Source organism: Salegentibacter lacus, assembly GCF_020164555.1.
Taxonomy (GTDB): Bacteria; Bacteroidota; Bacteroidia; order Flavobacteriales; family Flavobacteriaceae; genus Salegentibacter; species Salegentibacter lacus.
The window spans coordinates 1-255 of sequence record NZ_JAIQZB010000111.1 but is presented as its reverse complement, the minus strand read 5'-3'; the positions used below and the strand labels follow the sequence as shown (position 1 = coordinate 255).

The following is a 255-nucleotide window of genomic DNA, read 5'->3' as shown; positions in this document are numbered from 1 at the left end:
GTGGAAACTGGGCCGATACAGATGCCAGCGGGGTAGATCTCAGCGATCCAACGTTGGTAGATTTTAGTAGTCTGTCTCCTGGAACTTACACCTTTACTTATACAGTAAGTCCGGATGATGAGAATTCCACTTGTCCTGATGATGAGTCGGTAGCAAGTATCACTATTGATGATGCTTTGTATGCTGGTGTAGACGGAGAAGATCGTTTCTGTGAAGGAGATGAGAGCAAGGATGCAGTAAACCTGTTTGACCTTA

At 45.1% G+C, this 255-nt stretch carries 1 protein-coding gene; it reads left to right on the top strand.

What is annotated here, in order from left to right; genetic code table 11:
• Positions 1 to 255: hypothetical protein (locus tag LB465_RS18225; RefSeq protein ID WP_224471329.1), on the top strand; the 255-nt coding region annotated here is incomplete at both ends.